21 protein-coding genes are annotated in these 25584 nt (G+C 73.8%); 12 read left to right on the plus strand and 9 right to left on the minus strand.

All coding sequences use genetic code 11. The annotated features are described in order from the left end of the window. Positions 1-347 precede the first annotated feature (347 nt). Entirely contained in the window at positions 348-1118 is a 771-nt protein-coding gene (locus LG632_RS01755) for a glucose 1-dehydrogenase (protein ID WP_226724515.1), read from the minus strand. Between the two features lie 232 nt (positions 1119-1350). Next, positions 1351-2046, minus strand: a complete 696-nt coding sequence (locus LG632_RS01760) for a SanA/YdcF family protein (protein ID WP_226724516.1) — start codon at positions 2044-2046, stop codon at positions 1351-1353. A 391-nt stretch (positions 2047-2437) separates the two neighbouring features. On the opposite strand from LG632_RS01760, the gene LG632_RS01765 reads away from it, so the two are divergent. The 4 genes from LG632_RS01765 to dnaG all read left to right on the plus strand — a co-directional run bounded on the left by LG632_RS01765 (position 2438) and on the right by dnaG (position 7987). After that, positions 2438-3172, plus strand: coding sequence for a sirohydrochlorin chelatase (locus LG632_RS01765; RefSeq protein ID WP_226724517.1), 735 nt, complete (start codon positions 2438-2440; stop codon positions 3170-3172). 170 nt (positions 3173-3342) lie between these two features. Then, positions 3343-4677, plus strand: a complete 1335-nt coding sequence (locus tag LG632_RS01770; RefSeq protein ID WP_226724518.1) for a deoxyguanosinetriphosphate triphosphohydrolase — start codon at positions 3343-3345, stop codon at positions 4675-4677. A 93-nt stretch (positions 4678-4770) separates the two neighbouring features. Next, positions 4771-6045 (plus strand): NAD(P)/FAD-dependent oxidoreductase, encoded by a 1275-nt coding sequence (locus LG632_RS01775; RefSeq protein WP_226724519.1) that lies wholly within the window; start codon positions 4771-4773, stop codon positions 6043-6045. A 34-nt stretch (positions 6046-6079) separates the two neighbouring features. Next, on the plus strand, positions 6080-7987 hold the full coding sequence (gene dnaG / locus LG632_RS01780) for a DNA primase (RefSeq protein ID WP_226724520.1): 1908 nt from the start codon (positions 6080-6082) through the stop codon (positions 7985-7987). 159 nt (positions 7988-8146) lie between these two features. Here dnaG and LG632_RS01785 read toward each other — a convergent pair whose 3' ends face one another. Further along, complete coding sequence (locus LG632_RS01785) at positions 8147-8590, minus strand: gamma-glutamylcyclotransferase family protein (protein ID WP_226724521.1); 444 nt, start codon at positions 8588-8590, stop codon at positions 8147-8149. After that, positions 8587-9000 (minus strand): divalent-cation tolerance protein CutA, encoded by a 414-nt coding sequence (gene cutA / locus LG632_RS01790; protein WP_308107769.1) that lies wholly within the window; start codon positions 8998-9000, stop codon positions 8587-8589. The genes LG632_RS01785 and cutA overlap by 4 nt, the downstream gene beginning before the upstream one ends. 141 nt (positions 9001-9141) lie before the next feature. Here cutA and LG632_RS01795 point away from each other — a divergent pair, with 141 nt between their 5' ends. The 4 genes from LG632_RS01795 to LG632_RS01810 all read left to right on the plus strand — a co-directional run bounded on the left by LG632_RS01795 (position 9142) and on the right by LG632_RS01810 (position 12653). Beyond that, positions 9142-9852: a hypothetical protein gene (locus LG632_RS01795; RefSeq protein WP_226724522.1), complete on the plus strand. Its 711-nt coding sequence runs from the start codon at positions 9142-9144 to the stop codon at positions 9850-9852. Positions 9853-9875: 23 nt separating this feature from the next. Continuing rightward, on the plus strand, positions 9876-11189 hold the full coding sequence (locus tag LG632_RS01800; protein WP_226724523.1) for an ATP-binding protein: 1314 nt from the start codon (positions 9876-9878) through the stop codon (positions 11187-11189). Positions 11190-11331: 142 nt separating this feature from the next. Further along, positions 11332-11874 carry a GVDTG sorting domain-containing protein gene (locus LG632_RS01805; protein ID WP_226724524.1) on the plus strand — a complete coding sequence of 181 codons (543 nt, stop codon included), beginning with the start codon at positions 11332-11334 and terminating at the stop codon, positions 11872-11874. Positions 11875-12023: 149 nt separating this feature from the next. After that, on the plus strand, positions 12024-12653 hold the full coding sequence (locus LG632_RS01810; protein WP_226724525.1) for a class F sortase: 630 nt from the start codon (positions 12024-12026) through the stop codon (positions 12651-12653). Between the two features lie 95 nt (positions 12654-12748). On the opposite strand, the gene LG632_RS01815 is transcribed toward LG632_RS01810, so the two are convergent. Next, positions 12749-13528 carry a sulfite exporter TauE/SafE family protein gene (locus LG632_RS01815; RefSeq protein WP_226724526.1) on the minus strand — a complete coding sequence of 260 codons (780 nt, stop codon included), beginning with the start codon at positions 13526-13528 and terminating at the stop codon, positions 12749-12751. 109 nt (positions 13529-13637) lie between these two features. On the opposite strand from LG632_RS01815, the gene LG632_RS01820 reads away from it, so the two are divergent. Genes LG632_RS01820 through nirD form a run of 3 tightly spaced genes read left to right on the plus strand, consistent with a single transcriptional unit; the run spans position 13638 to position 17841 of the window. Then, the gene (locus LG632_RS01820) at positions 13638-14951 is read left to right on the plus strand and encodes an NAD(P)/FAD-dependent oxidoreductase (protein WP_226724527.1); all 1314 of its coding nucleotides are present in this window, start codon (positions 13638-13640) and stop codon (positions 14949-14951) included. Positions 14952-14953: 2 nt separating this feature from the next. Next, positions 14954-17512, plus strand: a complete 2559-nt coding sequence (gene nirB, locus LG632_RS01825) for a nitrite reductase large subunit NirB (protein ID WP_226724528.1) — start codon at positions 14954-14956, stop codon at positions 17510-17512. Beyond that, positions 17509-17841: a nitrite reductase small subunit NirD gene (nirD, locus tag LG632_RS01830; protein ID WP_226724529.1), complete on the plus strand. Its 333-nt coding sequence runs from the start codon at positions 17509-17511 to the stop codon at positions 17839-17841. The genes nirB and nirD overlap by 4 nt, the downstream gene beginning before the upstream one ends. A gap of 15 nt (positions 17842-17856) precedes the next feature. Here the strand turns inward: nirD and LG632_RS01835 are convergent, their stop codons facing one another. Beyond that, complete coding sequence (locus tag LG632_RS01835; protein WP_226724530.1) at positions 17857-18288, minus strand: VOC family protein; 432 nt, start codon at positions 18286-18288, stop codon at positions 17857-17859. A 274-nt stretch (positions 18289-18562) separates the two neighbouring features. Here LG632_RS01835 and LG632_RS01840 point away from each other — a divergent pair, with 274 nt between their 5' ends. Further along, entirely contained in the window at positions 18563-19723 is a 1161-nt protein-coding gene (locus LG632_RS01840) for an alkaline phosphatase PhoX (protein ID WP_226724531.1), read from the plus strand. 213 nt (positions 19724-19936) lie between these two features. On the opposite strand, the gene LG632_RS01845 is transcribed toward LG632_RS01840, so the two are convergent. The 3 genes from LG632_RS01845 to dusB all read right to left on the minus strand — a co-directional run bounded on the left by LG632_RS01845 (position 19937) and on the right by dusB (position 25560). Then, positions 19937-20941, minus strand: a complete 1005-nt coding sequence (locus tag LG632_RS01845; RefSeq protein WP_226724532.1) for an ArsR/SmtB family transcription factor — start codon at positions 20939-20941, stop codon at positions 19937-19939. Between the two features lie 398 nt (positions 20942-21339). After that, entirely contained in the window at positions 21340-24132 is a 2793-nt protein-coding gene (ppdK, locus tag LG632_RS01850; protein ID WP_374203376.1) for a pyruvate, phosphate dikinase, read from the minus strand. A gap of 285 nt (positions 24133-24417) precedes the next feature. Next, entirely contained in the window at positions 24418-25560 is a 1143-nt protein-coding gene (gene dusB / locus LG632_RS01855) for a tRNA dihydrouridine synthase DusB (protein ID WP_226724534.1), read from the minus strand. Between the last annotated feature and the right edge of the window lie 24 nt (positions 25561-25584).

Genomic DNA, 25584 nt, shown 5'->3' on the forward strand with positions numbered 1-25584 from the left:
CCCTCGGGGGCAGACCGGCGAGGCGCGGCGACCCCCCGTGGGGCTGCGGACCGGCGGGCGGGCGGCCAAGCCCTCGGGGGCAGACCGACGGGGTGCGGCGAGCCCCCGTGGTGGTGCGGACCGTGGGGCGGACGGCGGTCCGCCCCGCCGGTGGGGGTGCGGACCGTGGGGCGGGTCCCCCTCCCCCTCTCCCCTCTCCCCTCCCGCCCCCGTGACGAGCCGACCGTCGGGCCGGTCGGGCTCAGCCCCCGCTCCCCCTCTCCGCCGTGGCGGGCCGACCGTCGGGCCGGCCTCGGCCAGCGCGCACCCTCCCCCGGAGGGGCGAGGGGCCGTCGGGCCGGTCGGGCTCAGCCGCCCGTGAGGGTGCGGACCGTCGGGCCGGCCGTCCAGCCGCCGTCCACCGCCAGCTCGGCTCCGGTCATGTAGCCGGCGGCGTCGGAGAGCAGGAAGGCGACGGCGGCGGCGATCTCCTCGGGGACCCCGACCCGGCCCATGGGGGCCCCGGGGAAGTTGCCCTCGCCCGGCTGGATGCCGACCGGGGCGGTCATGGGGGTGAGGGTCATGCCGGGGTGCACCGAGTTCACCCGGATCCGCGCCTCGGCCAGCTCGACCGCCCCGATCTTCGACAGCCCCCGCACGCCCCACTTGGACGCGCCGTAGCCGGCCGTGAGCGGCAGCCCGGTCAGGCCGGCGGCCGAGGAGATGTTCACGATGGAGCCGCCTCCGCCGGCCCGCAACAGCGGGACGGCGGTCCTGATCCCGATGAACACCCCGACCAGATTGACCTCCACCACCTGCCGGAAGTGCTCGACGCTCTCCTGCTCCAGCAGCGCGCCGGTAGCGATCCCGGCGTTGTTGACCAGCCCGTCGAGCCGGCCGAAGGTGGCCACCGTGTGGTCCAGGGCGGCCTGCCAGTCGGCCTCGCTGGTCACGTCGTGCCGCAGGAACCGGGCGGCCCCGCCGAGTTCGGCGGCCGTCCGCGCGCCTTCCTCCTCCAGCACGTCGGTGATCAGCACCCGGCCACCGCCCTCGACCACCGCCTGCGCGGTGGCCGCGCCCAGCCCACGGGCACCGCCGGTGATGACGACGACCTTGCCGCTCAGATCCACTACAGCCACGCTGACCCCTCGGGAGCTCGTCCGGACACGGATACGACGCTCGGCGGAGTCGACGGCCACGGCCGACGGGGACACATCGACGTGCTGCGACCGACGGTCGGCCCTACGCCCTTACGGCAGTCGGCCTTGCGGCAGTCGGCCTCATGACGGTCAGCCCTATGACGGTCGACCTGGGGCGGTCGGCCTTATGACGGTCAGCCATATGACGGTTCGACATGTGCGCCGAGCCGCGTCAGTGTGCCAGAGCGGTCAGCGCCCGCGACACCCCTTCCTCCTTCGGCCCGAGGAAGCGCGGCTCCGGCTTGAACGTGGCGTCCAGCGCCGCCTTGCCCGCCGCGAACACCTCGCGGGCGCCGCCGTAGTACCAGGTCGCGTCGTGCTCGTCGGCGACGCCCACCCCGTACGGGTCGAGGCCGGCGGCCTGGCACAGCGCGACCGCCCGGCGTATGTGGAAGCCCTGGCTGATCAGCACGGCGCGCTGCACGCCGAATATCTCCCGTGCCCGCACGCAGCTGTCCCAGGTGTCGAAGCCGGCGAAATCGCTGACGATGCGCTCGTCCGGCACGCCGTGCTCGCGCAGATAGCCGCGCATCGACGTCGGCTCGTCGTACTCCTCGCGGCTGTTGTCCCCGGTGACCAGCACGACCTTGACCTTGCCCGTCCGGTACAGCTCGGCCGCCGCGTCCAGCCTCCGGGCCAGGTACGGGGTCGGCCGGCCGTTCCACAGACCCGCCCCGAACACCACCGCGACCTGCGACGCCGGGGCGTCGGCCGTGGTCCGCAGCCGGTCGGCGGCGCTCGCGTGCGTCCACGCCGACGGCAGCAGCGCCAGCACGCACCCCAGCATCACGGCCTGCACCGCTCGGCGCCGTGTCCGGACGGACCCCCATCCCCGCAGCTTCATGACCACGCCCCCCTCGCCTTTCATGCCGTGCTTCCTTGCGCGCCTTGCTGCCTCGCGTGCCTAGCTTCCGCGCCGGCCTTGCTTCCGCGCCTGCCTTGCTTGCTCTGCTCGCCCTGCGCGCGTTCATCTTTCCGTTCGCACAAAGAGACGTCCCGTCCCGCCCCCGGAGTTGCACGCCTCCTGCCCTTTCACTCGTACGGATGATCGAGTGAGCGCTCCGTAAACACCTGTCATTCCGACGCAACGGCCCGGCAACCTGCGCCCTCCACGATGGCTCCATGACGGACATGGCGGAGCCGACGCAGTCTCCCGAACCGTTTCCCCTCCTCCCCGGCAGTGCGGCCGAGCTGTTCGGCCGCATCACGGCGCAGCTGGGCAGCCGGCTCAACGGCCTGCGCCCACCCGGAGCCCGCCCATGCAGCAGCCCACCCTCGTCGCCGTCGCCCACGGCAGCCGCGACCCCCGCGCCCTGCTCACCGCCCGGGCCCTCCTGCGGCGGGTCCACGAGCTCCGCCCCCACCTCGACGTCCGGCTCGGCCACGTCGAGCTGAACGCCCCGCTGCTGGACGACACCCTGGCCGCGCTGCCCGCGGGCGGCGCGGCGGTGCTCGTCCCGCTGCTGCTCGGCCGCGGCCACCACGTCAAGCACGACCTGCCCGAGGCCGCCGCCCGGGCCCGGCACCTGCGCACCGCGGTCGCCGCGCCGCTCGGCCCGCACCCGCTGCTGGTCGAGGCCCTGTACGACCGGCTGCTCCAGGCGGGCTGGACTCCGGGGACCGCCGTCGTGCTGGCCGCCGCCGGCTCCCGCGACCCGGACTCCGCCGCCGACGCCCGCGCCTGCGCCGCGCTGCTCGCCGAACGCCTGGGCGGGGACGTGCCCGTGGTCCCGGCCTACGCCTCCGCCGCCTCCCCCACGCCCGCCGAGGCGGTGCGGGCCCTGGTCGCCCGCGGCCACCACCGCACCGCCGTGGCCTCGTACTTCGCCGCGCCGGGACGGTTCGCCACGCAGTGCGCGGCGAGCGCGCCCGGCCCGGCCGCCGCGCCCCTGGGCGCCCACCCCGCCCTGGCCCGGCTCCTGCTGCACCGCTTCGACCAAGCCGTCGCACAGGCGGCACCGGCCCGGCCGCGCCCGGCACTCGCCACCGCCTGAGGCACCACCGCAACCCGCACCCACCCGCGCCGCCGCCCGAAGCCCCGCCCGCGCCACCCCCCGCAGCCCCCCCCCCCCCTCCGCACGTCGCCACCGCCCGAAGCACCGCCCCACCCACCACCCGAACCCCCTGATCCCGTTTTGTCAGTCCTTCCGGTTACCGTCTTTCCATGGAAGGCACCGCACCCGCCCCCGGCACCGCACCCGCCGCCCGCCCCGGCCCCTACGACCCCTCCGCCACCGAACGCTGGGCCCCCGAGCCCGACAAGCGGCCCGGCCGGACCGCCTTCCAGCGCGACCGCGCGCGGGTGCTGCACTCCGCAGCGCTGCGCCGGCTCGCCGGCAAGACCCAGGTCGTCACGCCCGGCACCCGTTCCTACGACTGGGACGCCAGCCCCCGCACCCGCCTGACCCACTCGCTGGAGTGCGCCCAGGTCGGCCGGGAGCTCGGGGCTGCCCTGGGCTGCGACCCCGACCTGGTCGAGACCGCCTGCCTCTCGCACGACCTGGGGCATCCGCCCTTCGGGCACAACGGCGAGGAGGTGCTCAACGACTTCGCCAAGGACTGCGGCGGCTTCGAGGGCAACGCCCAGTCGCTGCGCCTGCTGACCCGGCTCGAACCGAAGCGGTTCGTCCCCGACCCGGCCACCGGGGAGCTGGTCAGCGTCGGGCTGAACCTCACCCGGGCCTCCCTGGACGCGGCCACCAAGTACCCCTGGCCGCGCGGCGGGCACCCCACCGACCCCGACTCGGTGAAGTTCGGCGCGTACGAGGACGACCTGCCCGTCTTCACCTGGCTGCGGCAGGGCGCGCCCGCCGACCGCAAGTGCTTCGAGGCCCAGGTCATGGACTGGGCGGACGACGTGGCGTACTCCGTGCACGACTTCGAGGACGGGCTGCACGCCGGCCACATCGACCCCAACCTGCTCTTCTCCGATCCCGAGCGGCACGCCATCTGGCAGGTGGCGATCGGCCGTTACGTCCCGGCCGGCACCGACCCCGAGGAGCTGCGCGAGGCCCTGGACCGGCTGATGGAACAGGAGTGGTGGCCGCACGGCTACGACGGCTCCGCCGTCGCGCAGGCCCGCCTGAAGGACGCCACCAGCCAGCTGATCGGCCGGTTCTGCCTGGCCGCCGAGGCCGCGACCCGGGCGGCGTACGGCTCCGGCCGGCTCACCCGGTACGCGGCGGAGCTGGTGGTGCCGCGTGCCACCCGCCACGAGTGCGCGGTGCTGAAGGCGGTGGCCGACCTGTACGTCATGCAGCGCGAGGAGCAGGAGCGGCTGCGCGCCGACCAGCGCATCGTCCTGGCCGAACTCGCCGAGGCGCTGCACGCCCGGGCCCCCGAGGGCCTGGAGCCGCAGTTCCGCGCGGTCTTCGACGCGGCGCCCGACGACCGGGCGAGGAAACGCGCGGTCATCGACCAGATCGCGTGCCTGACCGACGCGTCCGCGCGCTCGCTGCACGCGCGCCTCACCCGGCACCCGCGACGCGCCGACGGGTGAGCTGATCGGGCCACGTCCCCTTCACGCGGCAGGCTCGGTGCGGGACGCTCGCATGTGGTCGTATGTGGCGCAGAGGTTATGAGGAGGCATCAGGTGGTCGACGCACACCGGACGTTCGTCATCGTCGGCGCGGGGCTGGCCGGCGCGAAGGCGGCCGAGACGCTCAGGTCGGAGGGGTTCACCGGCCGGGTGATCCTGATCGGGGACGAGCGCGACCACCCCTACGAACGCCCACCCCTGTCCAAGGGCTACCTGGCGGGCAAGGAGGAGCGGGACAGCGTCTTCGTGCACGAGCCGTCCTGGTACGCCCGGGCGGACGTCGAGCTCCACCTCGGCCAGCCGGCGGTCCACCTGGACCGCGACAACAAGCGGGTCGTCCTCGGTGACGGCACCGCCCTGCACTACGACAAGCTGCTGCTGGCCACCGGCGCCGAGCCGCGCCGCCTGGACATCCCCGGCACGGGCCTGGCCGGGGTGCACCACCTGCGCCGCCTGGCCCACGCCGAGCGGCTGCGCGGGGTGCTGGCCACCCTCGGCCGGGACAACGGGCACCTGCTGATCGCGGGCGCCGGCTGGATCGGCCTGGAGGTGGCGGCGGCCGCCCGCGGCTACGGCGCCGAGGTCACCGTGGTGGAGCCGCTGCCCACGCCGCTGCACGCGGTGCTCGGGCCCGAGCTCGGCGGTTTCTTCCGCGAGCTGCACGCCGAGCACGGGGTCCGCTTCCACTTCGGGGCCCGGCTCACCGAGATCACCGGCGTCGACGGCATGGTGCTGGCCGCCCGCACCGACGACGGCGAGGAGCATCCGGCGCACGCCGTGCTGGCGGCCGTCGGCGCCGCCCCGCGCACCGCGCTCGCCGAGACCTCGGGCCTGGCCCTGGTGGACCGGGAGCACGGCGGCGGCATCGTGGTGGACGCGAGCCTGCGCACCTCGGACCCGGACGTCTACGCCGTGGGCGACGTGGCCGCCGCGCACCACCCGGTGCTGGGCACCCGGCTGCGGGTGGAGCACTGGGCGAACGCGCTCAACGGCGGCCCGGCCGCGGCGCGGTCCATGCTGGGCCAGGAGGTCAGCTACGACCGGATCCCGTACTTCTTCTCCGACCAGTACGACGTGGGCCTGGAGTACTCCGGCTGGGCGCCGGCGGGCTCGTACGACGAGGTGGTGATCCGCGGCGACGTGGGCAAGCGGGAGTTCATCGCCTTCTGGCTGTCCGAGGGGCGGGTGCTGGCCGGGATGAACGTGAACGTGTGGGACGTCACGGACCCGATCCAGGCCATGATCAGGACGGCCGCGGTCCCGGACCGGGAGGCGCTGGCGGATCCGTCGGTGCCGCTGGCGTCCCTGGCGGGCGGGCAGGCCGGCTGACCGGACCGTCGGACCCCGGCCGTAGAATTCACGCGTGGCAGGCAGGATCAACGACGACGACGTGAAGGCGGTCCGGGACGCGGTCCCGATCGACGCCGTGGTGTCCGAGTACCTCCAGCTGCGCAACGCGGGCGGCGGCAACCTCAAGGGCCTCTGCCCCTTCCACGACGAGAAGTCCCCGTCCTTCCAGGTCAGCCCGAGCAAGGGGCTCTACCACTGCTTCGGCTGCCAGGCGGGCGGGGACACCCTCGACTTCATCATGAAGATCGACCACCTCTCCTTCTCGGAGGCGGTCGAACGGCTCGCGGCGCAGGCCGGCATCACCCTGCGCTACGAGGAGGGCGGCTACACCGCGGGCACCAGCGGGCGCGGCGAGCGCATCCGCCTGGTCGAGGCGCACAAGGCGGCCGCCCAGTTCTACGTCGACCAGCTGGAGGGCGCCGAGGCGGAGATCGCCCGGAAGTTCCTGGCCGGACGGGGTTTCGACCAGGCCGCGGCGGCGCACTTCGGCGTCGGCTACAGCCCGGCCGGCTGGGACCACCTGACGCGTTTCCTGCGCGGCCGGGGGTTCAGCGACAAGGAGCTGATCCTCTCCGGTCTCGCCCAGGACAGCCGCAGCGGCAAGCCCATCGACCGGTTCCGGGGCCGGCTGATGTGGCCCATCCGCGACATCACCGGTGAGGTGGTCGGCTTCGGCGCGCGCAAGCTGCGCGAGGACGACAACGGCCCGAAGTACCTGAACACGCCCGAGACCCCGATCTACAAGAAGTCCCAGGTGCTCTACGGGATCGACCTGGCGAAGAAGGAGATCGCGCGGACGTCGCGGGCCGTGGTGGTCGAGGGCTACACGGACGTGATGGCCTGCCACCTGTCCGGGGTGACCACGGCCATCGCCACCTGTGGCACGGCCTTCGGCGGGGACCACATCAAGATCCTGCGCCGGCTGCTGATGGACAACGCGACCGCCGAGGTGATCTTCACCTTCGACGGCGACGCGGCCGGGCAGAAGGCGGCGCTGCGCGCCTTCGAGGACGACCAGAAGTTCGCGGCGGAGACCTCCATCGCGATCACTCCGGGCGGCATGGACCCGTGCGACCTGCGGCTGGCGGAGGGCGAGGCGGCGGTCACGGCGCTGGTGGAGTCCCGTACGCCGCTGTTCGAGTTCGCGATGCGGCAGATCGTCTCGCGGCACAACCTGGAGAACCCGGCGGGCCGGGCGGCCGCGCTGGACGAGGCGGCCCCGATCGTCGCCAAGATCAAGAACATCGCGATCCAGCACGAGTCCGCGGTCCAGCTCGCGGGCATGCTGGGCATCCTCGACGAGCAGTTCGTCGTCAAGCGCGTCGCCCAGCAGGCGATGTGGGCCCGCGAGCGGTCGGGCCGCCCGCAGCAGGGCGGCGGCCGGTCCGGGCGCCCCGGGTACGAGACGGTGACGGCTCCGGCCCGGCCCACCCCCTCGGGGCCTCCGCTGAACCTGCGCAGCCCCGTCCACATCACCGAGCGCGAACTGCTGAAGCTGGCGCTCCAGCGTCCGGAGCTGGTCTCCCCGGCGTTCGACGCGTACGGCGTCGACGAGTTCACCGCCCCGCCCTACGCGGCGGTCCGCCAGGCCATCCAGGACGCGGGCGGTGCGACGCCGGCCGACGCGGACTATCTGGCCCGGGTCCGCGAGGCCGCGCCCAACGACACCGTCCGCGCCCTGGTGACGGAGCTGGCGGTGGAGGCCATCCACGCCAAGGTCGTCGACGAGGCGTACGCGGGCACCCAGCTGGTCCAGGTCCGGCTGCGCGCCGTGGACCGCCGGGTCCACGAGATCCAGGGCACCATGGCCCGCCTCGGCAGCCACGCCCCGGCGGAGCAGCTGGCCGCGGTGCAGGAGGAGCTGTGGGTGCTGCAGCAGTACGGCCAGCGCCTGCGCAACCGGGGCGCCGCGGGCCTCTAGGCCGCCTGGCCCTGCCACTGCCCCGGGCCCTGCCCCTTGGCCCTGCCCTGTCGGGACCGGCCCTGCCCCTTGGCCCTGCCCTGTCGGGACCGGCCCGGACCCGGCCGCCCCGGACCCGGCCGCCCCGGACCCGGCCGCCCCGGACCCGGCCGGTCCGGATCAGCCCGGGCCAGGGCGCCGTAGCCAGTCCCCGCCGGGTATCCGGGTGCCGGTCCGCTCCAGCTCGCGGGCCACCGGGCCGGCGGCCAGGTACACCCAGGCCCGCGCGGTCGAGCCGTCCGCGCGCAGCACCGTACGCGGCAGGCGGTCGTAGACGTTCAGCGGGCGGCCGGGGCCGTGGTACTCCTCCAGCCGGTCCAGCTCGGCGAGCAGCTCCTGGTACTCCCCCGCGGCCGGTGTGACCAGGTCGCCGACGACCTCGGTACCGGGCCGCTGGACGGCGTACGGGTAGCCCGGGCCGTCGTACAGGACGGCGTCGGGCAGCCGGGCGGGCTCCTCGGCGGCGGTGCGCCCCCGCAGGAACAGCGCGTGGTTGTGCTCGCCCGGACGCAGGGTGCCGTAGACGAAGAAGGGCAGCGGAGCAGGCTCCGCGCGGCCGGTCATCGCGCCACCTCCGCCGATACCCACTCCAGGTACCCGGTGCTGCCGTGGACGACGGGTGCGGCGATGATCTCCGGGGTGTCGTACGGGTGCTCCGCGGTCAGCCAGGCCTCCAGCCGCGGGTAGCCCTCCTCGGTGGTCTTGAACAGGACCTGCCACTCCTGGGCGGTCTCCACGGCGCCCTTCCACCGGTAGACGGAGGTCACGGGCGAGGAGATCTGCGCGCAGGCGGCCAGCCGCTGCGCCACCGCGCCCCGGGCCAGGGCGTCCGCGGCGTCGGCCGAGTCGACGGTGGTCAGGACGGTCAGGACCCTCGGCACGGTCGGGCCGGTCGGGCCGGTCGGGGCGGTCGGGCCGGTCGGGGCGGTCGGGCCGGTCGGGGCGGTCGGGCCGGTCGGGGCGGCAGGTGTCACGGGTGACCTCCTCGGCAGGGAAAAAAGAGGGCGTCCGGCCGGGCCGGAAGTCCCGGAGTCCGGGCGCACCACCACCGTACGCACCCCTGTTACACAACCTCCCGGCGCCCGTGACACACGGCGCCTAGCGTCACGGCTGCCATGACCAGACTTCCCCGCCGCACCACCACCGCCGCCGCCGTGTGCTGCCTCGCCGTCGCCGCGGCCGTCGGCGGCTGCGGCGCGCCCGGCGGGCTGGCCGAGGGGACCCCGGTCCCGGCCGTCTCCGCCCAGCCGACGCCCGAGCCGCTGTGGCCCGCCTGGACCGACCGGTCGCGCGGCACCCCGGGAGCGGCGGTCTCCGACCGGCAGCCGCCCCCGGCCCCGCTGCCGCACGCGCCGGCCGTGCCGCCGGAGGGGCTGGGCGCGGTCGACGCCATGGCCGTCGTCACGGCGGACAAGCGGATGAAGCCGTACGCCGCCAAGGGCTGGATCCAGGCCCCCGGTCGGCCCGGCCTGCGGCCGGCGGTCCACGTCGACCTGACCGGGGACGGCCGGCCGGAGCTCGTCGTGGCCGCCGACACCGAGAGCGGCCGGTCGGCCCTGACCGTCTACCGGGCGCAGGACGGCCGGATCCACCCGGTGCTGTTCGCCATGGGCACCCGGATGGCCGTGGAGACCCTCGGCACCGACCTGCTGGTGCGCACCGCGACCAGCGACGGGGCCGAGTCGGCCGTCCGCTACCGCTGGGACGGGGTGCGGATGACGGTCGTCAGCGACGAGAAGCGCTACCCCAAGGCGCCCCGGGCGCCGTTCGGCACGGATGAGGAGGGACTCCCCCTGCGGGAGCCGGCGCCGGGGGCGTCCCGGTGAGGCGGGGCTCCGGGGGCGTCCCGGTGAGGCGGGTCCTGCGCCGGGGGCTGCGCGCACTGCAGTCCCTCTCCCTGCGGTGGAAGATCGCGGTCCTGCTCGCCGTGGGGTGCTCCCTCGTGGCGGCCGCCATCGGTCTGCTCATCCACGGCGCGCGGGCCCGCCAGATCGCCGACGAGGCGCGCAGGGCCGCCACCGACCAGTTGGTCGCCGTCCGGCGCGTCTACGAGCTGACCGGCCGCCTCGACCCGGACAAGGTCGGCGAGGCCGACGCCCGGATCGACTGCCCCGAGGTCCCGGCCGACCTGCGGGAGGCGGCCCTTTCGGGCCGGCGCACCACGTCACTGCGGCTGGAGGGGGCCGACCCCGTGGTGTGGGCGGCCCGCCCGATCGGCCGTACCCACGTGCTGTCGGTGCGGCTCCCGCTGGACGAGGAGGCGGCCGACCTGGCGGAGCTGGACGGCCAGTTGCTGGCCTCCGGGGCCGGGGTGGTGGCGCTCGCCGCGGTCGGCGGCTCCCTGCTGGCCGGCCGCCTCGGCAAGGACCTGCGGACGGCGGCCGAGACCGCCCGCCGGATCAGCGCCGGCGACCTGGACGCGCGCATCGGCTCCACGGGGCCACCGGGGACCCGCGACGAGGTCGCCGCGCTCTCGCGGGCCGTGGACACCATGGCGGCCAGCCTCCAGCGGCGCCTGGAGGCCGAGCAGCGGTTCACCGCCGACGTCGCCCACGAACTGCGCACCCCGCTGACCGGCCTGCACACCGCCGCCGAACTCCTCCCGCCCGGCCGCCCCACCGAGTTGGTCCGGGACCGGGTCGCGGCCCTGCGCGCCCTCACCGAGGACCTGCTGGAGGTGGCCCGCCTGGACGCCCACTGCGAGCAGCCGGCGCTGGAGAGCCGTCCCGTGGGCCCGCTGGTGGCCTCGGTCGTGCGCCGCTCGGGGGTGGCGGCCGACGTGCGGGGCGCCGACGACGGCACGCTCGTGCGTACGGACCGCCGGCGGCTGGAGCGGATCCTGGCCAACCTCCTGGCCAATGCCCGCCGGCACGGCGGCGGCCCGCTGGAGGTGGAGGTGCGCGGCCACCGCGTCACGGTCCGCGACCACGGCCCCGGCTACCCCGAACGCCTGCTGCGCCACGGCCCCCGGCGCTTCCTGACCGGCGCCGCCGAACGGGGCCAGGGCACCGGCCTGGGCCTGACCATCGCCCTCGGCCAGGCCCAGGTCATCGGCGCGCGTCTGACCCTGGCCAACGCCCCCGACGGCGGCGCCCTGGCCACGCTGGTCCTGCCGTCGGCCCCGGACGTCACCCGGAAGGGGCGACCGTCCCGGACGACTTGACCAAGGCGCTGACCTGCGTCGACGCGCCAAAGGCCGGGCCCGGCACGGGCGTCGGCCGCAGGGCTCGACAGGCGCGCGCGGCGCCCGGCGGTTTAGCTCGGACCACGACCACGCGTCCGTCCCAGGATCCGCAGGAGCCCGCATGCGTCGCCGTACCGCCCACGCGCTCACCGCCACCGCACTGACCTGCGCCGCGTTCGCCGGTCCGGTCGCGGGCGCGGTGGCCGCCGCGGACTTCGGTGCGGGCGTCTTCGCCCCGGGCGACTTCGCCGAGCTGGAGATCTGGCCCAGGTCGGCGGCGCCCGGCACGGCCGTGACCGTCAACACCACGGCCTGCGGCCCCCGCGGCACGGCCGACGGCGACGCGACCATGGTCGGCGGTGGCCGCTTCCGGCTGGCGCCCGCGCCGCACGAGGAGGTCGTGGTGGGCCAGTTCCGGGTCGCCCCCGGCACCCGCCCGGGCACCTACGAGATCGGCGCGACCTGTGCCGACGGCAGGTTCGCCACCGGGGACCTGGTCGTCACCGAGCGCGGCCCGCAAGGGCACGTGCGCACCGGGGTGGGCGGCGGTACGACGACCGCCACCGACCCCACCCGAATCGCGGCGGGAGCGGCAGTGCTGGCCGCCACCGCCGTCGGCGGTACCTGGCTCCTGCGTCGCCGGGCGAGCGGCACGCGGGGCTGACGGGCGCCCACCGCGGCTCCCCGACCGCGGTCCGTACCGGTACCGCCCTCCGTCGCCCGCCCCGCGAGGTCCCCCCGTTCGCGGGGCCGGGCGACGGCCACGTCGACACCCATCCCGCCCGGCGGGCGGGCGCACCCGAGGGGCAGGTCATGGCAGGCGAGCGGCGGTCCCGGCCCGGTCGTGTCGGCCTGGTGGCGCTGGCCGCCTGCGCCGGAGTGTGGCTGGTCGCCACCGGCTCCGCAGAGCAGCAGGTCCGGCCGCCGCTGCCGCCCGCCGCCGAGGCCCGGGGCACCAGCGGCCCCGGCGACGCGGCCGCCCCGCTCCCCGGCTCCCCGCCGCTGCGTATCCGGATCCCCGCGATCCAGGTCGACGCCCCGCTGACCGGTCTGGGGCTCGACGCCGAGGGCCGGCTGCAGGTGCCGCCGCCGGGCCGCCGGGACCTCGCCGGCTGGTACCGCGAGGGGACCACGCCGGGCTCGCTCGGTACCGCGATCGTCGCCGGGCACGTCGACCACGCCACCGGCCCGGCCGTCTTCTACCGGCTGGGCGCGCTGCGCCGCGGCGACCGGATCGAGATCCCCCGGGCGGACGGCCGTACCGCCGTCTTCACCGTCCACGCCGTGGCCGTGTTCCAGGCCGGCCGCTTCCCCGACCAGCTCGTATACGGACCGGCCCCGCGGGCCGAACTCCGCGTGATCACCTGCGGCGGCGCCTTCTCGCCCCGGACGGGCTACCAGGGCAACGTGGTGGTGTTCGCGCACCTCACCGGCAGCAGCTGACGGCGGGCCACCCGGACGCCGGCCGCAGGGGACGGCGGCCGCACGGGACGCCGGCCGCAGGGGGCGGCGGTCAGCCGCCCGGCACCCCGCACCCGTCAGGCCCACTGCTCCAGCCCGAGCTTGACCACGAGGGCCACCACCACGGTCAGCAGGACGCCCCGGACGAACCCGCTCCCCTTCTTCAGCGCCATCCGCGCCCCGGCCGTCCCGCCGAGCAGGTTGAACGCCGCCATCAACGCGGCCAGCCCCCACAGCACGTCCCCGCGCCAGGAGAAGACGAGCAGCGCACCCGCGTTGGTGCCGACATTGACGATCTTGGCGGTGGCCGAGGCGGTCAGCAGGTCCAGGTGCAGCAGCGCCGTCAGCGACAGGACCAGGAAGGTCCCGGTGCCGGGTCCGATCAGCCCGTCGTAGAAGCCGATCCCCAGACCCGCCAGCAGCACGGCGGCGGCGACCCGCCGGCGGCTGACCGTCCCGCCGCCGGCGCTCGCGCCGAAGGAGGGGCGCAGGAGCACGAAACCGGCGACGAGCAGCAGCACGACCATGATCAGCGGCCGCATGGTGTCCTTGCTGAACACCCCGGCGAGCAGCGCGCCGCCCATCGCCCCCAGCAGCGCTGCCAGCCCGATCCGCACCGCGGTCCGCACGTCCACCGGCGCCTTGCGGGCGAAGGTGACCGCGGCTCCGGTGGTGCCGACGATGGCCACCGCCTTGTTGGTGCCGAGGGCGTGGGTCAGGGGGACGTTCGACGGCAGGCCGAGCATCAGGGCGGGCAGGAGCAGCAGCCCCCCGCCGCCCACCACGGCGTCGATCCACCCGGCCGCGGCCGCGGCCGCGCACAGCACGACGATCATCGTCACAGATATGTCAGGCACGGCGTAACCCTATGGCTCACACCACCCGCCCCCGGGGGAAGAGGTCAGCGTTCCGTCCGGGTAACAGCGGCGATGCGGCCGGGAAACAGCGGCCGCGCACGCTCGGGACATGACCTTCCGAGAGCGCGTGGTGGTGATCGGCGGGGGCCTCGCGGGGCTGCGGCTGGCGCAGCGCCTGGCCCCCGCCCCGGTGACGGTGCTGGGCGAGGAGAGCCACGACCCGTACAACCGGGTCCTGCTCGCCGAGGTCCTCGCGGGCCGGTTCGCCCCCGAGGTGGCGGCCCTGCCCGACCCGGGCCCGGTCCTGCGCCGGGGCGTCCGCGCGGTCCGGATCGACCGGGCCGAACGGCTGGTCCACTGCGACGACGGCACGACCGAGGCGTACGGCACCCTGGTCCTGGCCACCGGCTCCAACCCGGTCCTGCCGCCGCTGCGCGGCCTGTTCGACCTGGAGGCGCCCCGGAGCGGCGGCGGGGGCGAACTGCCCGACGGCGTGCACGCCTTCCGCACGATGGACGACTGCCTGGCCCTGTCGCAGACCCTCCGCGACCGGCCGGGGCTGCGGGCCGTGGTGATCGGCGGCGGACTCCTCGGGGTCTCCGCCGCCCGGGCGCTGGCCGTCCGCGGCGCCCAGGTGGTCCTCGCCCACCAGGGCAGCCGCCTGATGGAGCGCCAGCTCGACGAGGACGCGGCCGTCCTGCTCCACGCCCACCTGAGCGGCCTCGGCGTGGAGATCCACACCGAGTGCCGGGTCCGCGGGCTGGCGGCCGTACCGGTCGGCAGCCGCCGCACCGTCACCGGGGTGGACCTGGCCGACGGGTTCCGGCTCGACGCCGACCTGGTGGTCCTCGCCTGCGGGGTGCGCCCCCGCGTGGGTCTGGCCCAGGCGGCGGGCCTGGCCGTCGGCTCGGGCGTGCTGGTCGACGACCGGTTGCGCACCTCGGACCCGCGGATCCACGCCGTGGGCGACTGCGCCGAGCACGCCGGGCGGACGTACGGACTGGCCGGCCCGGCGCTGGAGCAGGCCGACGTCCTCGCGGCGGTCCTGCAGGACCGGCCCGCCCGCTACACCGGCACCCGGGCCCTGACCCGCCTCACCCTCGCCGCCCCGGCTGCCCCGGCGGGCCCGCCCGCCTCCGCCGACCCGGAGGCCCCGGCCGCCGCGGAGGCCCAGGCCGCCCCGGTCGGCGCCCTCGACCTCGCCGCCTTCGGCGAGACCACCCCCCGGCCCGGGGACGACGTGGTCTCCCTGGCCGACACCACCCGGCGCACCTACCGCAAGGTCGTCGTCCGCGGCGACCGCCTCGTCGGCGGGGTGCTGCTCGGCGAGCTCTCCACGGTGGGCGCGCTCGCGCGCTCCTGGGAGGGCGACGAACCCCTGGACCAGCTGTTCCACCTGCTCACCGACGACGGAGGCTCCTGAACATGAGCAACCCCCAGACCCGGCCCGCGCTCGTCCTCGTCGGTCACGGCATGGTCGGCCAGCGCTACCTGGAGGCGCTCGCCGAGCGCGGCGTGACCGCCACGCACCGGATCACCGTGCTGTGCGAGGAGCCCCGCCCGGCGTACGACCGCGTGCATCTCACTTCGTACTTCTCCGGCAGCAGCCCGGAGGACCTCTCCCTCACCCCGGCCGGGTTCATGGCCGAGCACGGGATCGAGCTGCACCTCGACGACCCGGCCGTGTCCGTCGACCGCGACGCCCGCACGGTCACCGCCCGCTCGGGGCGGGTCTTCCCGTACGACGTGCTGGTCCTGGCGACCGGCAGCTACCCCTTCGTGCCGCCGGTGCCCGGCAAGGACGCCCCCGGCTGCTTCGTCTACCGCACGGTCGAGGACCTGCTCGCGATCGAGGCGTACGCGAAGGGCCGCACCAGCGGCGCGGTCGTCGGCGGCGGCCTGCTCGGGCTGGAGGCGGCCGGCGCCCTGCAGGGGCTGGGCCTGGCCACCCGGATCGTGGAGTTCGCGCCCCGCCTGATGCCCGTCCAGGTGGACGAGGGCGGCGGCGCGGCCCTGCTGCGCACCATCGAGGGCATGGGGCTGACCGTGCACACGGGGGTCGGCACCCAGGAGGTGGTGGCCGACGGGCCGGGCGGCGCGGTCACCGGCATGCGGCTGTCGGACGGCACCACGGTCCCCACCGACCTCGTGGTCTTCTCCGCCGGCGTCCGCCCCCGCGACCAGCTGGCCCGGGACTGCGGCCTCGACGTCGGCGAACGCGGCGGCATCGCCGTCGACGCCCGCTGCCGCACCTCCGACCCCCGCGTGTACGCCGTCGGCGAGTGCGCCCAGGCCGTCGACGGCCGGGTCTACGGCCTGGTGGCGCCCGGTTACGAGATGGCCGAGACCGCCGCCGACGACCTGCTGGGCCGCGGACGGGAGTTCACCGGGGCGGACCTGTCCACCAAGCTGAAGCTGCTCGGTGTGGACGTGGCCTCCTTCGGCGACGCCCACGGCGCCACCGAGGGCAGCCTCGACGTGGTCTGGTCCGACTCCCGCTCGGGGGTCTACAAGAAGCTGGTGGTCTCCCCCGACGGCGTCCTGCTCGGCGGGGTCCTGGTCGGCGACGCCGAGTCGTACGGGCTGCTGCGGCCGCTGACCGGCAGTGTGCCGCCGGCCGCGCCCGAGCGGCTGGTGCTGCCGGCCGGGATCGGCGGCGCGGTCTCGCTGGGGCCGGCCTCGCTGCCCGACGACGCGGTGATCTGCTCCTGCCACAACGTCACCAAGAAGGCGATCACCGCCTGCACCACCCTGCCCGAGGTCAAGAAGTGCACCAAGGCGGGCACCGGCTGCGGCAGCTGTGTGAAGGTGATCGGCCAGCTGCTGCCGGCCAGTACCGACAAAGGGCTCTGCGGCTGCTTCCCCTACACCCGGGCCGAGCTCTACGAGATCGTCCGCACCCTGCGGCTGACCTCGTACGACCAGCTGCTCGACAGCCACGGCCGGGACACCGCCCGCGGGGGCGACGGCTGCGAGGTCTGCAAGCCGGCCGTCGGCTCGATCATCGCCTCGCTGGCACCGACGATCGGTGCCTCGGGGTACGTCCTGGCCGAGGAGCAGGCGGCGCTGCAGGACACCAACGACCACTTCCTGGCCAATCTCCAGCGCAACGGCTCGTACTCGGTCGTCCCCCGGATCCCCGGCGGCGAGATCACCCCGGAGAAGCTGATCGTGATCGGTGAGGTGGCCCGCGACTTCGGGCTCTACACCAAGATCACCGGCGGTCAGCGGATCGACCTCTTCGGTGCCCGCGTCGACCAGCTCCCGCAGATCTGGGCCCGGCTGGTCGACGCCGGCTTCGAGTCCGGGCACGCGTACGGCAAGGCCCTGCGCACCGTGAAGTCCTGCGTGGGGCAGACCTGGTGCCGCTACGGCGTCCAGGACAGCGTGGCGCTCGCCATCGCCCTGGAGATGCGCTACCGGGGCCTGCGCGCCCCGCACAAGCTGAAGTCGGCGGTCTCCGGCTGCGCCCGCGAGTGCGCGGAGGCGCAGAGCAAGGACTTCGGGGTGATCGCGACGGCGAACGGCTGGAACCTCTACGTCGGAGGCAACGGCGGAGCCACCCCCCGGCACGCGGACCTGCTCGCCCAGGACCTCTCCGACGCCGAACTCGTCCGGCTGATCGACCGGTTCCTGATGTTCTACATCCGCACCGCGGACCGGCTGGAGCGGACCTCGACCTGGCTGGAGCGGCTGGAGGGGGGCCTGGACCACCTGCGGGACGTCGTCGTCCACGACTCGCTGGGCCTGTGCGCGGAGCTGGAGGCCCTGATGGCCGACCACGTCGCCCACTACCGCGACGAATGGGCCGAGACCCTGAGCGACCCCGACCGCCTGCGCCGGTTCGTGTCCTTCGTCAACGCGCCCGGCGCCCCCGACCCGACCGTGAAGTTCGTCCCCGAGCGCGAGCAGGTCAAGCCCGACCTGGCCGTGCTGCAGATCTCCCCGTCCCCGACCCTCGAACCCCTGGGAGGCACCCGATGACCGTCGAACTGCGCGTGGCCGAGGGCTGGCTGACGGTGTGCGAGCTGGACGCGCTGATCCCCGGCCGCGGGGTGGCGGCGCTGCTGCCCGACGGCAGCCAGGCCGCGGTGTTCGTCGACCGGGGCGGGCGGCCGTACGCGATCAGCAACCGGGACCCGTTCACCGGGGCGCAGGTGCTGTCGCGGGGGCTGGTCGGCTGCTGCGACGGCCGGGCGTTCGTGGCCTCGCCGCTGCTCAAGCAGCGCTTCGACCTGGAGTCGGGGCGCTGCCTGGACGACGACGGGGTGGCGGTCCGTACGTATCCGGTCCGGACCGCCGCGACCTCGTGAGCGCGGCGGGGCCGCTCAGCCCTGGACGGCCGCCGGGTCCATCCACATGATCTCCCAGGTGTGGCCGTCGAGGTCCTCGAAGGCGCGCAGGTACATGAAGCCGTGGTCCATGGCCGCGCGCGGCTCGGTGCCCCCGGCCCGCACGGCGGTGTCGACGAGGGAGTCGACGGCCTCGCGGCTGGCGGCGCTCAGGCACAGCAGGGTCTGAACGGTGGTGGCGGTGTCGGCGAGGGCCTTGTGGGTGAACTCCTTGAACTTGGCCTCGGTCAGCAGCATCGCGTAGATCGTGTCGCTGATGACGAGGCTGGCGGCGGTCTCGTCGGTGAACTGGGCGTTGAAGGAGTAGCCGAGCTCCTTCCAGAACGCCTTGCTGGCGTCGAGGTCCTTCACCGGCAGGTTGACGAAGATCATGGTCTGGTGGGTCTGGGGGGTCTGCTGCTGCGACATCTCGGTGTGGTCTCTTCTCCGGCCCGCGGGCCCTCGTGGTCACGCTGTCGAAGGGGTGGACCGGTGGCCGCGCGGAAACTCATCGCTTCCGGCGGAAAATTTTTCCGGGGCACATCCCCAGGCAGTGGCCACCGGGGGGACCTCGGGTGGCCGCTGGGCGGTCGCCCGCGGGTCATCCGGCGTTGACGTGGGCGCCACGCGGCACTCCTATGGTCCTCGCGCGCGACCCCGCGCCCGCACGGGCGCGGGGCCACCTCTCCCCCCTGGAGTGACCGTGGAACGTCGTACCTTCCTGCGCGGCGCCGTCGTCGGCTCGTCCGCCGCGGCCTTCGGCGGCACGCTGATGCGCGGCGCCGCCTACGCGGCGCCGGCCCAGCCCGGTCCGGGCCCCTACGGGGCGCTCGGCGCGGCGGACGCCAACGGGATCATGCTGCCCGCCGGCTTCACCAGCCGGGTGATCGCCCGGTCCGGGCAGAACGTCGCCGGCACCGGCTACACCTGGCACAACGCACCGGACGGCGGCGCCTGTTTCGCCGACGGCACCGGGTGGATCTACGTCTCCAACTCCGAGATCAACCCCGGCGGCGGCGCGAGCGCGGTGAAGTTCGACCCGTCCGGCACGATCACCGGCGCCTACCGGATCCTCTCCGGCACCCGGCAGAACTGCGCCGGCGGCAGGACCCCGTGGAACACCTGGCTGTCCTGCGAGGAGGTCAGCCTCGGCTACGTCTACGAGACCGACCCGTACGGGGTGAACGCGGCCGTGCAGCGGCCGGCGCTCGGCCGGTTCAAGCACGAGGCCGCGGCCGCCGACCCGGTCCGCCGGGTGATCTACCTGACGGAGGACGAGACGGACGGCTGCTTCTACCGCTTCGTCCCCACCACCTGGGGGAACCTCTCCTCGGGCACCCTCCAGGTCCTCAAGGCCGGCACCGCCACCTCCGGCACCTTCACCTGGGCCACCGTCCCCGACCGCGACGGCTCCCCGACCGCCACGCGCAACCAGGTCTCCGGCGCCAAGCGCTTCAGCGGCGGCGAGGGCTGCCACTACGCGAACGACACCGTCTGGTTCACCACCAAGGGCGACAACCGGGTCTGGCAGCTGAACCTGGCGACCAGCACCTACGAACTGGCCTACGACGACTCCCTGGTCTCCGGTGGCGGCGCGCCCCTGACCGGCGTCGACAACGTCACCAGCTCCTCCTACGGCGACCTGTACGTGGCCGAGGACGGCGGCAGCATGGACATCTGCGTGATCACCCCCGACGACGTGGTCGCGCCCTTCCTGCGGGTCACGGGCCAGTCGTCCTCGGAGATCACCGGTCCGGCCTTCTCCCCCGCCGGGAACCGGCTGTACTTCTCCAGCCAGCGCGGTACGACCGGCAGCTCGTCCGGCGGCATCACCTACGAGGTGACGGGCCCCTTCCGGGTCTGACCCGGCACATCCCTCGGCGCCGTACGCCGACCGTGCGGGGACCCGTGCACGACCCGTACGCGGACCCGTGCACGACCCGTACGCGGACCCGTGCACGACCCGTACGCGGACCCGTGCACGACCCGTACGCGGACCCGTACGCCGGACCCGTACGCGGGGCGCCGTCACGCGAGCGGGCCCCGGCCGGACCTCCCGGCCGGGGCCCGCGGCGCGCTAGGAGGCCACCGCGCCGCCCTTGAGCAGGGCCGCGCCCAGCGGGGTCACCGTGTGCAGCACGGCGTTGCCGCGGCGCAGGGTGGTGACCAGGCCCGCCTCGCGCATCACGCAGGCGTGCTGGCTGGCCGAGGCGAGCGAGACGCCCGCGCGGCGGGCCAGTTCGCTGGTGGTCGCGCCGTCGCCGATGGCCCGCAGCACCACCGAGCGGGTGTGCCCGACGAGCTTGCCCAGGGTCTTCTGCCGGTGGTCGTCCAGGCTGGTCGGGCGCACCCCCTCGCCGCACGTCGGCGCCGAGGCCAGCTGCGCCGCGGCCGGGTAGACCAGCACCGGCGGCAGGTCGGGGTCGTGGAGGGTGACGGCGGTGCGGCGGCAGAAGAACGACGGCTGCAGCAGCAGCCCCCGCCCGCGCAGCCGGACGTCCCGGTCCACCGGGTAGTCGCACTCCAGCACCGGCGCGCGCCAGCGCAGCATCGGCGGCAGCGAGGCCAGCAGCTCGTCGGCGCCGCCGTCGAGCAACGCGCGGCCGCGTGCCGCCCGTTCGGCCTCTATCTGCGCCTGTATGTGCGTCCAGTACGGCTCCACGGCCGCCCGGTGGTAGCCGCGCAGCTCGTTCAGCAGCCGGGGCAGGTGGCGTACGCCGCCGTCGGCGAACTCCCGCAACCGCGGGGCCGGCGGGCCCCCGCCGCTCACGAGGGACAGCTCGCGTCGCAGCCGCTCCGCCCGGATCCCGCGCAACGCGTCAAGCCCGACATCCCACCCGTACTGTCCCTCAACAGGAGTGAGAAAATCGGGGAAATAGCCACGACTCGGTATGAGCGCACCAAGGAGACGTGTTTCAGTATTCAACCTGCTCCGCGTTTCCGTGCGCCATTCACCGAACAGCCGGGCATCCCGCCGGTCCCTTAAACGGTGGAAACTCAGAATCGTTTCCCACAACGCATCGGGACGCCCTGCCATCCGCACGCGTGCCAGGTCCACTCCAGTGAAATGGATACGCAGCACCGAACCCCCACCTGTGCAACCGCAATCCCCCCGCCCCATGAGTATGCATGCCGTCACACGACGTCACCACGCCCTTTCGGCCACAGTTGAAACCCCTTTCGGCAGGGGCGTGACAACCGAAATCCTGTACTCCGCCAGGCACACTCCGGTGCGACCGAAACGCTCCGCGAAGGCCGTGGGGGGCTTTGCGGGGCCTGGCGGTCGGTCGCACCGGGAAGCGCCGACGTGCCTGGCAGATTGACAGCAGGCGGTGGACGGGTGGGGATCCGTCCGCCGCCTGCTGCCGTAAAGATTTGTTGAACAATCGCCTTCTTCCACAAACGTGGGCGCGCCTGCCCTCGGGGGTCAGGGAACCCGGGGGCAGGCGCGCGGTCCGTGGGGCTGCCGCTCTGTAAGGGTCAGCGGCTGTCGGAGCCCTTCGACTCGGCCGCCGCGCGGCCGGCCTCCAGACGCGCCACCGGGATGCGGAACGGCGAGCAGGAGACGTAGTCGAGGCCGACCTCGTGGAAGAAGTGCACCGACTCGGGGTCGCCGCCGTGCTCGCCGCAGACGCCGAGCTTGATGCCGGGGCGGGTGGCCCGGCCCTGCTCCACCGCGTGGCGCACCAGGGAGCCGACGCCGTCCTTGTCGATGGTCTCGAACGGCGAGACCCCGAAGATGCCCTTCTCCAGGTAGGCGGTGAAGAAGCTGGCCTCGACGTCGTCGCGGGAGAAGCCCCACACCGTCTGGGTCAGGTCGTTGGTGCCGAAGGAGAAGAACTCGGCGGCCTCGGCGATCTGACCGGCGGTCACGGCGGCGCGCGGCAGCTCGATCATGGTGCCGAGCGCCAGCTTGAGCTCGACGCCGGTGGCGGCCTCGACCTCGGCGATGACCGCCTCGGACTCCTCGCGGACGATCTCCAGCTCCTGGACGGTGCCCACGAGCGGGATCATGATCTCGGCGCGCGGGTCGCCCTTGGCGTTCTTGCGCTCGGCCGCGGCCTCGGCGATGGCGCGGACCTGCATGGCGAACAGGCCGGGGATGACCAGGCCGAGGCGGACGCCGCGCAGACCCAGCATCGGGTTCTGCTCGTGCAGCTTGTGCACGGCCTGGAGCAGGCGCAGGTCGTTCTCGTTGGGGTCCTTGCGGGCCTCGGCCAGCGCGACGCGCACCGACAGCTCGGTGATGTCCGGCAGGAACTCGTGCAGCGGCGGGTCGAGCAGGCGCACGGTGACGGGCAGCCCGTCCATGGCCTCGAACAGCTCGATGAAGTCCTTCTTCTGCAGCGGCAGCAGCTCGGCGAGGGCGGCCTCGCGCTCCTCCTCGGTGTCCGCGAGGATCAGGCGCTCGACCATCTCGCGGCGCTCGCCGAGGAACATGTGCTCGGTGCGGCACAGGCCGATGCCCTGGGCGCCGAAGCGGCGGGCGCGCGAGGCGTCCTCGGCGTTGTCGGCGTTGGCACGCACCCGCAGGCGGCGGACGCGGTCGGCGTAGGCCATGATCCGGTGGACGGCGGCCACCAGCTCGTCGGCGTCGTCGGCGCCGGCGTGCATGCGGCCCTCGAAGTACTCGACGACCGGGGACGGTACGACGGGTACCTCGCCGAGGTAGACCTTGCCGGTGGAGCCGTCGATGGAGACGACGTCGCCCTCCTCGACGACCTGGCCCGAGGACGTGGTCATGCGGCGGCGCTTGGTGTCGACGTCGAGCTCCTCGGCGCCGCAGACACAGGTCTTGCCCATGCCGCGGGCGACGACGGCGGCGTGCGAGGTCTTGCCGCCGCGCGAGGTCAGGATGCCCTCGGAGGCGATCATGCCGTCCAGGTCGTCCGGGTTGGTCTCGCGGCGGATCAGGATGACCTTCTCGCCGGAGCGCGACCACTTGACGGCCGTGTACGAGTCGAAGACGGCCTTGCCGACGGCCGCGCCCGGGGAGGCGGCGATGCCGCGGCCGATCTGCTCGACCTTGGCCTGCTCGTCGAACTTGGGGAACATCAGCTGGGCGAGCTGGGCGCCGGTGACCCGCTGGAGGGCCTCGGCCTCGTCGATCAGGCCCTGGTCGACGAGCTGGGTGGCGATGCGGAAGGCCGCGCCGGCGGTGCGCTTGCCGACCCGGGTCTGGAGCATCCACAGCTGGCCGCGCTCGATGGTGAACTCGATGTCGCAGAGGTCCTTGTAGTGGGTCTCCAGCGTCTCCATGATCTGCATCAGCTGGTCGTAGGACTTCTTGTCGATCTGCTCCAGATCGGCGAGCGGGACGGTGTTGCGGATGCCCGCGACGACGTCCTCGCCCTGGGCGTTCTGCAGGTAGTCGCCGTAGACGCCCTGGTGGCCGCTGGCGGGGTCGCGGGTGAAGGCGACGCCGGTGCCCGAGTCGGGGCCGAGGTTGCCGAAGACCATGGAGCAGACGTTGACGGCGGTGCCGAGGTCGTGCGGGATGCGCTCCTGGCGGCGGTAGAGCTTGGCGCGGTCGCCGTTCCAGGAGTCGAAGACCGCCTTGATGGCGAGGTCCATCTGCTCGCGCGGGTCCTGGGGGAAGTCGCGGCCGGTCGCGGTCTTGACGATCTGCTTGAACTTCTCGACCAGGTTCTTCAGGTCGGCCGCGTCCAGGTCGGTGTCGACGGTGACGCCCTTGGCCTCCTTGGCGGCGTCGAGCGCCTCCTCGAAGTGCTCGCCGTCGACGCCGAGGACGGTCTTGCCGAACATCTGGATCAGGCGGCGGTACGAGTCCCACGCGAAGCGCTCGTCACCGGCCTGGGAGGCGAGGCCGGTCACCGAGGTGTCGGAGAGGCCGATGTTGAGGACGGTGTCCATCATGCCGGGCATGGAGAACTTGGCGCCGGAACGGACGGAGACCAGGAGCGGGTCGTCGGACTGGCCGAGCTTCTTGCCCATCTTCTGCTCGAGGGCGTCCAGGTGGGCGCTGACCTCGTCGCGCAGCGCGGCGGGTTCCTCGCCGCTGTCCAGGTAGACCTTGCAGGCCTCGGTGGTGATGGTGAAGCCGGGAGGGACCGGCAGACCCAGGTTGGTCATCTCGGCGAGGTTGGCTCCCTTGCCGCCGAGAAGGTCCTTGAGGTCGCGGTTCCCCTCGGTGAAGTCGTAGACGAACTTCTGATCTTTGATTTCCGACACGGGTCTCGACTCCTCGACGACTCGGTGGCTGCCCTGACGGCGAGGAACATACCCAGATCGAAGGCGTCTGGGTACGTCCACTTGGCCGTCATATGGCTGTAACCACCCGTGCGCCCATGGATCGAAAGTAACTAATGGGTAGCCCAAACGCCCGCCCACCCTTCACTACCCGAACCCGAACAGCCTCGGTTCGGCTTGATTGCGCTCGGATGAGCGATCATCGATACATTTGCGTTCAAGTCTTGAACGAACAAAGGGTGGCACCCAGTGCCACCCTTTGGAAGTCTTACCCGTGATGTGAGCGCTCATATGAGCGCAACCCCTCCCATGCGTGGCGTATCTCACGCTCGGATGGGAGGGGGTTTCTCACCCTCCGGACGTGTCCAGCTCCGCTTCTTCGCTCACCCAGGCGCAGTCGTAGGGATCCTTCAGCCACCCGTCGGGCAGGACAACCCGGTTGTTTCCGGACGTCCGGCCCCGCGGGCCGTCCGCGCCCACGGGCCAGGGCTGGTCCAGATCAAGCTCGCTCAGATGAGCGTCCAGTTCGGCCAGGGACGAGGTGACCGCGAGCTTCTTGCGCATCTCGGACCCCACCGAGAAGCCCTTGAGGTACCAGGCCACGTGCTTACGGAAGTCGATCACCCCGCGCGCCTCGTCGCCGATCCACTCCCCCAGCAGCGTCGCGTGCCGGATCATCACGGCCGCCACCTCGCGCAGCGAGGGCGCGAACGTCTCCTGCGGCGGGCCCTCGAAGGCCGCGACCAGGTCGTGGAACAGCCACGGCCGGCCCAGGCACCCGCGGCCGACGACCACGCCGTCGCAGCCGGTCTCGCGCACCATCCGCAGCGCGTCCTCGGCGCACCAGATGTCGCCGTTGCCGAGCACCGGGATCTCGGGCACGTGCTCCTTCAGCCGGGCGATCGCCTCCCAGTCGGCGGTGCCGCCGTAGTGCTGGGCCGTGGTGCGCCCGTGCAGGGCGATCGCGGTGACGCCCTCCTCGACGGCTATCCGGCCCGCGTCCAGGTAGGTCAGGTGGTCGTCGTCGATGCCCTTGCGCATCTTCATGGTGACCGGCAGGTCCCCTGCCCCGCCGACGGCCTCCTTGAGGATCGCCCGCAGCAGGTTCCGCTTGTACGGCAGCGCCGAGCCGCCGCCCTTGCGGGTGACCTTGGGGACGGGGCAGCCGAAGTTGAGGTCGATGTGGTCGGCGAGGTCCTCCTCGACGATCATCCGGACGGCCTTGCCCACGGTCACCGGATCCACCCCGTACAGCTGAACGGACCGCGGCTTCTCGGTCTCGTCGAAGTGGATCAGCTGCATGGTCTTCTCGTTGCGCTCGACCAGCGCCCGCGTCGTGATCATCTCGCTCACGTACAGGCCCTTGCCGTCGCTGAACTCGCGGCACAGGGTGCGGAACGGAGCATTCGTGATGCCGGCCATCGGCGCGAGCACCACCGGCGGCTGCACGGTGTGCGGGCCGATCGCGAGGGCGGGAGGCAGCGTGGTCATCCCCCCATTGTCGCGCATGCCGCC

The sequence above is a fragment of the Streptomyces antimicrobicus genome, assembly GCF_020532625.1.
GTDB classification, from domain to species: domain Bacteria; phylum Actinomycetota; class Actinomycetes; order Streptomycetales; family Streptomycetaceae; genus Streptomyces; species Streptomyces antimicrobicus.

Excerpts from the sequence above, each read along its gene's own strand:
- LG632_RS01820 (WP_226724527.1), top strand. The coding sequence starts at position 13,638 with ATGACCTTCCGAGAGCGCGTGGTGGTGATCGGCGGGGGCCTCGCGGGG.
- LG632_RS01795 (WP_226724522.1), top strand. The coding sequence starts at position 9,142 with ATGACCAGACTTCCCCGCCGCACCACCACCGCCGCCGCCGTGTGCTGC.
- LG632_RS01805 (WP_226724524.1), top strand. The coding sequence starts at position 11,332 with ATGCGTCGCCGTACCGCCCACGCGCTCACCGCCACCGCACTGACCTGC.
- nirD (WP_226724529.1), top strand. The coding sequence starts at position 17,509 with ATGACCGTCGAACTGCGCGTGGCCGAGGGCTGGCTGACGGTGTGCGAG.
- LG632_RS01760 (WP_226724516.1), bottom strand. The coding sequence starts at position 2,046 with ATGAAAGGCGAGGGGGGCGTGGTCATGAAGCTGCGGGGATGGGGGTCC.
- LG632_RS01770 (WP_226724518.1), top strand. The coding sequence starts at position 3,343 with ATGGAAGGCACCGCACCCGCCCCCGGCACCGCACCCGCCGCCCGCCCC.
- LG632_RS01835 (WP_226724530.1), bottom strand. The coding sequence starts at position 18,288 with ATGTCGCAGCAGCAGACCCCCCAGACCCACCAGACCATGATCTTCGTC.
- LG632_RS01810 (WP_226724525.1), top strand. The coding sequence starts at position 12,024 with ATGGCAGGCGAGCGGCGGTCCCGGCCCGGTCGTGTCGGCCTGGTGGCG.
- dusB (WP_226724534.1), bottom strand. The coding sequence starts at position 25,560 with ATGACCACGCTGCCTCCCGCCCTCGCGATCGGCCCGCACACCGTGCAG.
- LG632_RS01765 (WP_226724517.1), top strand. The coding sequence starts at position 2,438 with ATGCAGCAGCCCACCCTCGTCGCCGTCGCCCACGGCAGCCGCGACCCC.
- LG632_RS01785 (WP_226724521.1), bottom strand. The coding sequence starts at position 8,590 with ATGACCGGCCGCGCGGAGCCTGCTCCGCTGCCCTTCTTCGTCTACGGC.
- nirB (WP_226724528.1), top strand. The coding sequence starts at position 14,954 with ATGAGCAACCCCCAGACCCGGCCCGCGCTCGTCCTCGTCGGTCACGGC.